Below are 8,532 nucleotides of genomic sequence, written 5' to 3' on the forward strand. Positions count from 1 at the left end.
CCAGTTTGCGGCCCGGCCCGCGCCGTCGCAAGAAATGCCAGCGCGTCGGCCATGTGGGGTGATTCGGCGCGCAGCATGGCCTGGAAGGTATAGGGCGGGAACCCGGCCTCTTCGCGCTCCTTGAGTTGGCTGTCAGCGAACGCCGCGTAGTCGTGCTGGACCAGTGCGGCGTAAAGCGGGTGGTCGGGAAACTGTGTCTGGATCAGCACTTCGCCCGGCAATTCGGCGCGGCCGGCGCGACCGGCCACCTGCATCAACTGGGCAAACAGCCGCTCTGGCGCGCGCCAGTCGGAAGCGAACAGCGCTGCGTCGGCGCCGAGCGCTCCAACCAGTGTCAGTTTCGGGAAATCGTGCCCCTTGGCCAGCATCTGCGTACCAACCAGAATGTCGGCGTCGCCGCTGTAAATCCGTTGGACCAGCGTTTCCCACTGTTTTCGGCTGCGAGCCGAATCGCGGTCGACGCGCAGGATGCGCGCCTGTGGGAAGCGCTCGGCGAGCACCGATTCCAGCCGCTGGGTGCCGCGGCCGAAAGGCTGGATGTCCTGATTGCCGCAAGTCGGGCAGGCTTTCGGTATCGGACTCTCGAAGCCGCAATGATGGCAGCGCAGGCGCCTGTCGAGAAGATGCAAGACGAGATTGGCGGCGCAGCGATGGCAGTGCGAGATCCATCCGCAGTTGGTGCAGGCGAGGACCGGCGCGTAGCCGCGACGATTGAGAAAAACCAGGCTCTGTTCGCCGCGTGTCAGGCGCTTTTCAATCCCTAGCAGCAGCGCTGCGGAAAGCCCGTCCTGCAGTTTTTCAGGGCGGGTATCGATACGTTGAACAAGCGGCAGGCGTGAATTTTCAACGGCCCGCTGGTGCAGTGTAAGCAGCGTGTAGCGAGCGGGCGTCCGGTGGTCGGTGGCATTCGCCCAGCTCTCCAGCGATGGGGTGGCCGATCCGAGCACAATCGGAATGCCTCGTTCCCGGGCGCGAAAGACGGCAACGTCGCGTGCCGAGTAACGCATTCCGTCCTGTTGCTTGAAGGATGCGTCGTGCTCTTCATCGACAACGATCAGGCCAAGGTCTGGCAGCGGGGCAAAGATGGCCAGGCGCGTACCGAGTACAATGCGCGCGCGTCCTTCCAGCGCTGCGCGCCAGTTGCGCGTGCGCGCCGCCTCCGTCAACTCGCTGTGCAGACTGACCAGCCCGGCACTCGGGAAGCGTGCAGCGACACGGGATTCAAGCTGTGGTGTCAAGTTGATTTCGGGAACGAGCATCAGCACCTGCCGACCGGCTGCCAGCGACCGCTCGACCAGCCGCAGGTAGATCTCGGTCTTGCCGCTGCCGGTCACGCCGTGCAGCAGATAGGCTCTAAATCCTTTGCTGTCTTCGGCTATCGCGGCCAGCGCTGTCTTCTGCTCAGCCGTCAGTTCGGGCGGTTCCTGCGGCGGTGACGGTTTAACGAAACGCTGGCTCGTTCGGGCCTTGGGCGGGGCGACGCGCCGCAGTCCCGCTGGCAGAGTTGACAGCATCACCTCGCCGAGCGGAGCTTGATAGTAAGCGGCACAGAACTCGCTCAGGCGGAACCAGTCTGCCGGTAGTGCGGGAATGTCGCGCAGCACGGCTTCGATCGATTTGAGTCGGGCGACCGGGACGTCACTGGACTGCGGAAGCACGACGATAATGCCGATCCTCGATTTCTGGCCAAAGGGGACGCGGACCAGCCGACCGAGGTCGGAATCAGACAACGCCTCGGTCTCGGGAACGATGTAATCAAAGAACCGGTGCAGCGGAACATCAAGGGCGACGCGAGCTATCTGCATACTGACCAGTCCATGAGTCCGGAAACACCGATTTGTCCCCTGTTGGCCCGCCGGATGTTTGCGGCCCGTCAGTAAGAATCTGTACTTTTTCCGACGCCTATTCGTTAAATACGCCAGAAATTACCAAACGCTAACCGTAGTCAGCTTCGCTTAGCTGGGAAAGTTCGCGCCGGTTCTGCAATAGCCGCGTAACTCATTAACTAATCGATGTATTCTCACTTGTGCACATTTTCTGTGGATAAGTCTGTGAAGTAGTTGACCAAAACCCCTTCAAACACCCTGAGAGCAAGGCGGTTGCTTACTTTGCCGCAAAATAAGGCACACAATTTACTGTTATTAATCAAAGAGATAAGAATAAGTCACTGATTTTGAAAGGACTTGTGTAGGTTCTGTGACAGCGAATCAGTTTCTGTGCATAAGTCAAGGCGAATGATGAAAAAAGTTCATGTTTTTTCTCTCAAAAACTTGCTGTAGCTGTGTACCTTTTCGACGAGTGCTGTTACACGTTCCGGCTGGGTGAATTGCGAAATGCCGTGCCCGAGGTTAAAGACGTGGCCGGTATCGCCGGAACCGTAACTGTCGAGGACTTTTTGCGCTTCGTCGGCAATCTTGTCAGGTGAAGCAAAGAGCACGTTGGGATCGAGATTGCCTTGCAGGGCGACCTTGTGACCGACGCGTCGACGCGCCTCGCCAATGTCGATGGTCCAATCGAGTCCGACTGCATCGCAACCGCTATCGGCGATGGATTCCAGCCACAACCCGCCGCCTTTGGTGAATATGATCGAGGGAACGCGTTCGCCGTCTTTCTCCTTGATCAAACCGGAGACGATGCGCCGCATGTACTGCAGGGAAAACTCGGGATACGCCGCAGCCGAGAGACCTCCTCCCCATGAGTCGAAGATCATCACCGCCTGTGCACCGGATTCGATCTGGGCATTCAGGTAGGCAATCACGGCATCAGCCGTCACCGACAAGATGCGATGCATCAGATCGGGCCGGTCATAGAGCATGGTCTTGACGTGTCGATAATCGCTGCTCGACGCGCCTTCGATCATGTAACAGGCCAGGGTGTAAGGGCTGCCGGAGAATCCGATAAGAGGTACCGAGTTATCCAGCGCACGGCGGATTTCTGAAACACCGTCCGTTACGTAGCGCAGGTGCTCGTAAGGATCGGGAGCGGTCAGGTCACGTATTTCCCATTCCTGGCGCAGCGGGCGTTCGAATCTGGGTCCTTCGCCTTCGGTGAAATATAGCCCGAGGCCCATGGCGTCGGGCACGGTGAGGATGTCCGAGAAAAGGATCGCTGCATCAAGGTCGTAGCGGGCGAGCGGCTGCAAGGTGACTTCGCAGGCCAGGGACGGATTCTTGCAGAGTTGCAGGAAGCTGCCCGCGCGTTTGCGCGCTTCGCAGTATTCGGGCAGGTAACGCCCCGCCTGACGCATGAGCCAGATCGGAGTGTACTCGGTGGGTTCCTTGAGCAGCGCGCGCAGGAAATTGTCGTTGCGGGGTCGGGTCACGTTAGGCTTTGTTGAAGAGGAGGTAAATGGCCTGAATCCGTATCAGCGTGGAGAGCGACGGGCGGAGTCGAGAAAGGTCGATTATCCCGCGTTCGCAGGGCCAGCGCTACCGACGCCCGCCGTACCCAGGCTAGCGGCGCCAGAAGGCCGGGGTAAAGACGACCAGCAGCGTGAAAATTTCCAGACGCCCGAGCAGCATGGCGAAGGTACATATCCAGGTCTGGAAATCGTTGAGCACCTCGAAGGTCGTTGCCGGCCCCACTTGATTAAGTCCCGGCCCGGTGTTGTTGATGCTGGCTACGACCGCCGAAAAGGCGGTGATGATATCCAGCCCCGACAGGGACATCAGCAGGGTCATCGAGACAATGCTGACCATGTACATGAAGCCAAAGGCGAGTACGGCAAAAAGAATGTTGCCGGGTACCACCTCCGAGCCGATTCGCACCAGATAGACAGCATCGGGGTGGATGGCGCGCAACAGCTCGCGGTTGACCTGCTTGTACAGGACAAGGGCGCGGATCATCTTGATGCCGCCACCGGTCGACCCCGCACTGGTTGCAAAGCTGGAAAGAAACAGCATCCACAGCGGTGCGAACATCGGCCAGAGGTAGTAGTCGGTGTTGGCATATCCTGTGGTCGTGGCGATCGAAACGACGTTGAATGCCGAATAGCGGAAGGCTTCAGAGAAACTGCGATAGACGTCGTTCTCATTGAGGAACACGGCGATTCCGAGAACGCTGCCGAGGGCCACGACGAGAAACCATACGGCTTCGGGATCGGTGATGTACGGGCGGATGGAGCGGCCGGAAAGCGCAACGAAGTGCGTCGCGAAATTCATGCCGGCAATCAGCATGAAGACGATGCTGACCGTTTCGATGGTTGGCGAGTTGAAGTAGCCGAAACTCGCATCGTGGCTCGAAAATCCGCCCAGGCCCATGGTCGAGAAGGAATGCATGATGGCATCCATCCAACTCATGCCGGCCCAGTGGTACGCGAGGAAGCAGCACACCGTTATGCCGGTATAGACGCCCCACAGACCCTTGGCCGTTTCGGCGATACGCGGGGTCATTTTCGAATCCTTCATTGGCCCCGGCGTCTCGGCCTTGAACATCTGACGACCACCAATGCCGAGCAGCGGGAGTATCGCTACCGCCAGAACGATCAAACCCATGCCGCCAAGCCAGACGAGCTGGGTGCGCCAGAAATTGATCGACACCGGCAGCTTGTCCAATTCCGAGAAGACCGTCGCCCCGGTTGTTGTCAACCCCGATACGGCTTCAAAGTAGGCATCGGTAAAACTGGCGTCAAGATAAAAAATGAGTGGCAGCGCAGCGAACACCGGCAACACCGTCCACACCAGCGCGACCATCAGGAAGCCGTCACGGATCGTCAAGTCACGCTTGTTCCTGCGCGTGAAACCCCACAGAACGAGTCCCACGCCCAGGGTCAGCAGGATGGCTTCGTCGAACGCGCGCGCCGCGCCGTCCTGAAAAACCCATGAAACACCTACCGGCACCAGCATGGTCAAGCCGAAAATGAAGATCACCATGGACAGAACACGAATGACCGGTAAGTAAACTTTCATCGGAATGCGTTCAGAAAAAATGCAGTCCGACCGAGAAAAGCTTCTCAACCTTCTTGACCACTTTCGCATTCAAGCAGAATACGATGACGTGATCGGCGGGCTTGATGACCTCGCCCTTGTGGGCGATAACCACATGCCCCTTCTTCTTTATCTTGAGCATGCCCGCGTAAGCGATATCTTCAATCCTGTCGAAGTCACGTACGATCGCGACGAGCGTCGCACCGGGAATTACCGGCAGATCGCCAACCCGACGACCCACGACCCGCGAGCTCTTTTCATCGCCATGAACGACCAGTTCAATGGCTTCGGCCGCGCCACGCCGCAGACTGTGCACCTTGGCCACGAAGCCCCGGCGAACGTGGGTGAGCAGGTCTCCGATCGAGACCAGCGCCGGAGAGATTGCGATGTCGATCGGACCGCTCTGCACCAGGTCGGCATAGGCTCGCCGGTTGATCAGCGCCAGCACCCGCTTGCAACCCATTGCCTTGGCCAGCGAGGCCGACATGATGTTGTCTTCTTCGTCGTTGGTCAGGGCGAGAAAAAGATCGGTTTCGCCGATCGACTCCTGTTCCAGCAACTCCTCGTCAGTTGCATCGCCGAGAAGCACCAGGCCGTTGCCGAGCAGGTTGGCGATCGTCTGCGTGCGGGCCGTATTGCTTTCGATGACCTTTACCAGACACTTTCCCTCAAGCATTTGCGCAACACGCAAGCCGATGTTCCCGCCGCCGGCAATGATGACGCGCTGCACCGGAGTCGTTTTTTGTCGCATTTCGATCAGCACCCGCCGAATGTGCTCGTCAGCAGCCAGCACGAAGACTTCGTCGCCTTCTTCGATGACCGTACTCCCGGTTGGTGTGACGGCATGGTCGCGTCGAAAGATGGCCGAGATTCGAGCATCGACATTTCCGCCCAGGTGCTCGCTCATTTCCCTGATCGGCTTGCCCACCATCAATCCCCCGGCGGTTGCTTTCACGGCAACCAGGGCGACGCGCTCATTGGCAAAGTAAAGCACCTGCAGCGCTTCGGGAAACTCAACCAGCTTGACCAGGTAGTCGGTGATCACCTGCTCCGGGCACAGCGCATAACTGACCGCGAAATTCTTCTCGGTCAGCAGCTCAGCATCGTCCATGAATTCGGACGAGCGGAGCCGTGCGATCCGCGTCGGCACGTTGAACATCGTGTGCGCCAGTTTGCAGGCGATGAGGTTGGTCTGGTCGCTTCGCGTGACCGCAATCAACATGTCGGCGTCGGCCAGTCCGGCATCCCGCAGTGTGGATGGCAGAACTGCATTTCCGGCAATCGTACGCAAATCGAGACGCACCTGCAGATACTCGAGCCGCTTCTGATCGTTATCGACGATTGTGATGTCGTTATTCTCGGAGGCGAGAATCTGGGCAATGCTGGCGCCGACCTGACCGGCGCCGAGGATGACAATTCTCATGATCGCGCCCGCCTTGAACTAATGTTGGGAGGCTTCATTCGGTGTCTTCGCCGCGTCGGCCGAGGTTCAATCCGAGTTGCTTCAACTTGCGATACAGATGCGTACGCTCAAGGCCGGTTCTGTCTGCGACACGTGCCATGTTTCCCCCCTCGCTTTTAAGATAATGCTCGAAGTAGAGGCGTTCGAAAGCTTCACGCGCTTCGCGCAAGGGCTGGTTGAACAGGGGTAGCGCCGGTGGCGCTTCGGGTGCATCGCGCGCCTCGCGAAGCAGAATGCTATCTACGTCATCGACCGAAATATCGTCGTCCAGCGCCGAGAGAGCGAGATTCTTGATCGTCGCCAGCAACTCGGCCCATTCGCCCTGCCAGTGATGCAGGCGCAGTGCGTTGAGGGCACCGCTGGAAAAACTTCTCGACGGCACCTCGTTGCGTGCAATGAGGTGCGACAGAACCAGCGTCGAAATTTCCGGAACGTCATCCGTATGCATGGAAAGTTGCGGCAAAGACACCCAGACTTCGCTCAGGCGCGTTACCAGCGCCGGGTCCCAACCGTTCTCGATCAGCGAAGATAGCGGGCGCGCCGAGGCGGCAACCAGCTGGAGATTGTATTTCTCGAGTCGCTCAAGTGCATAAACGAGATTCTTTTGCTGCAGCTTTCCCAGCACGCTCAGGTCAGCAAGAAACAGAATGCCGCCCGCTGCATTTGCTAGCATCTCCTGGGTCAGGGGTTCGCTGGACGCAGATAGATCAAGCCAGGGCGTCTTGGGCGTGTGCAGGGTACGTGCGCAGATCTCGGCAATGCTGCCGGAGGCATTCTTGAGGAGCAGGAGAGAAGTCTTGGCTGCGGTCTGTTCGAGTCGTTTCTTCAAATCCTTGAGCAGCGGCGAGCGGGCAAAGGCATCGAGCGTAAGGGGCGGCAACTGCGGCGAAACATCGTGTTTGAGCGCTTTCTTGACGGTGGCCAGCAGCTTCTGCAATGCAATCGGCTTTTCGAGAAAATCGATCGCGCCGACGCGTGTTGCTTCAACTGCGGAGTCGATCGTTCCGTGGCCGGACATCATGACAACCGGCATGGTCAACAAACCGGCTGACGACCACTCCTTGAGCAGCGATATGCCATCCGTATCCGGCATCCAGATATCGAGGAGAACAAGATCCGGACGCTTTTCGCTACGACTGTTACGTGCCGCTGCGGCATTTTCGGCGAGCAGGACCGTATGCCCTTCGTCGGCAAGAATTTCCGAGAGCAACTCGCGGATGCCCATTTCGTCGTCAACCACCAGTATCTGCGCCATGATCAGCTTTCGTTAGTTGTTTCAGTCATAGTTGTTGTAATGGGATTGGGCGTCAGTCGCTCGGCCAAGGGTAAACGAATGCTCACCTCGGCGCCTGTCGGCTGACGGTTCTTTATCCTGATGTGTCCCTGATGCTCATCGACAATCTTCTTGACGATGGCCAGCCCCAGCCCGGTACCTCCCGCTTTGCTTGTGACATAAGGCTCAAAAGCACGCGCCATGATTTCGGGCGGGAAGCCTGGGCCGCAATCGGTGACGAGCAATTCCGCCATTCCTTCGACGACGCGCGTAGTCACGCCGATCTGCGCTGCCTCAACTCCCTCCTGAGCATCCTGGGCGTTGCGCAGGAGATTGTGAATAATCTGCCGCAACTGGCTCGCGTCGCCCCATACGGCGGGCAAAACAGCGTCAAGCTCAATATTGATCCGATTTTGCGAGCTCTCGTACAGACCAAGCAATTCGCTGATCAGGGCATTCAGGTCAAGCTGGCCCAGCTCGGGTGCCGGCATGCGCGCATAGGCGGAAAACTCGTTGACCATGCGTTTCATCGCCTGCACCTGATTGATGATCATCTGCGTCGAGCGGTCGAGCATTTCGGCATCGCCGGCGCTCAACTTGCTGGCCAGCTTGAGCTGCATTCGTTCGGCTGAAAGCTGGATCGGTGTCAGGGGGTTCTTGATCTCGTGTGCCAGGCGTCGCGCGACTTCTCCCCAGGCGGCGCTGCGCTGAGCGGCCACCAGTCGAGTGACATCGTCGAATACGACAACATATCCGCCGTTGGTCCCTTCCGGCAGTTGCGTTCCACGCAACAGCAGGATTTGCGGCAGACTGCCCGGTCGATCAAGTTCGATCTGGGTATGCCATTCCTTGCGTCCGTACTCGGCAAACGC

At 58.6% G+C, this 8,532-nt stretch carries 6 protein-coding genes; all 6 read right to left on the reverse strand.

The genetic code is table 11. The features are described from left to right. On the reverse strand, positions 1–1,805 hold a 1,805-nt coding region (locus tag PROAA_RS10935; RefSeq protein WP_186411375.1), incomplete at its 3' end, for a primosomal protein N'. A 443-nt stretch (positions 1,806–2,248) separates the two neighbouring features. Continuing rightward, positions 2,249–3,322 (reverse strand): uroporphyrinogen decarboxylase, encoded by a 1,074-nt coding sequence (gene hemE / locus PROAA_RS10940; RefSeq protein WP_186411376.1) that lies wholly within the window; start codon positions 3,320–3,322, stop codon positions 2,249–2,251. 130 nt (positions 3,323–3,452) lie between these two features. Continuing rightward, complete coding sequence (locus PROAA_RS10945) at positions 3,453–4,907, reverse strand: TrkH family potassium uptake protein (protein WP_186411377.1); 1,455 nt, start codon at positions 4,905–4,907, stop codon at positions 3,453–3,455. 10 nt (positions 4,908–4,917) lie between these two features. Continuing rightward, positions 4,918–6,348 carry a Trk system potassium transporter TrkA gene (gene trkA / locus PROAA_RS10950; RefSeq protein WP_186411378.1) on the reverse strand — a complete coding sequence of 477 codons (1,431 nt, stop codon included), beginning with the start codon at positions 6,346–6,348 and terminating at the stop codon, positions 4,918–4,920. A gap of 34 nt (positions 6,349–6,382) precedes the next feature. Further along, on the reverse strand, positions 6,383–7,642 hold the full coding sequence (locus tag PROAA_RS10955) for a sigma-54-dependent transcriptional regulator (protein ID WP_186411379.1): 1,260 nt from the start codon (positions 7,640–7,642) through the stop codon (positions 6,383–6,385). Positions 7,643–7,644: 2 nt separating this feature from the next. After that, positions 7,645–8,532, reverse strand: an 888-nt coding sequence (locus PROAA_RS10960; RefSeq protein WP_186411380.1) for a sensor histidine kinase, incomplete at its 5' end; no start/stop codon positions are given.

The organism is Candidatus Propionivibrio aalborgensis, from assembly GCF_900089945.1.
Lineage (GTDB): Bacteria > Pseudomonadota > Gammaproteobacteria > Burkholderiales > Rhodocyclaceae > Propionivibrio > Propionivibrio aalborgensis.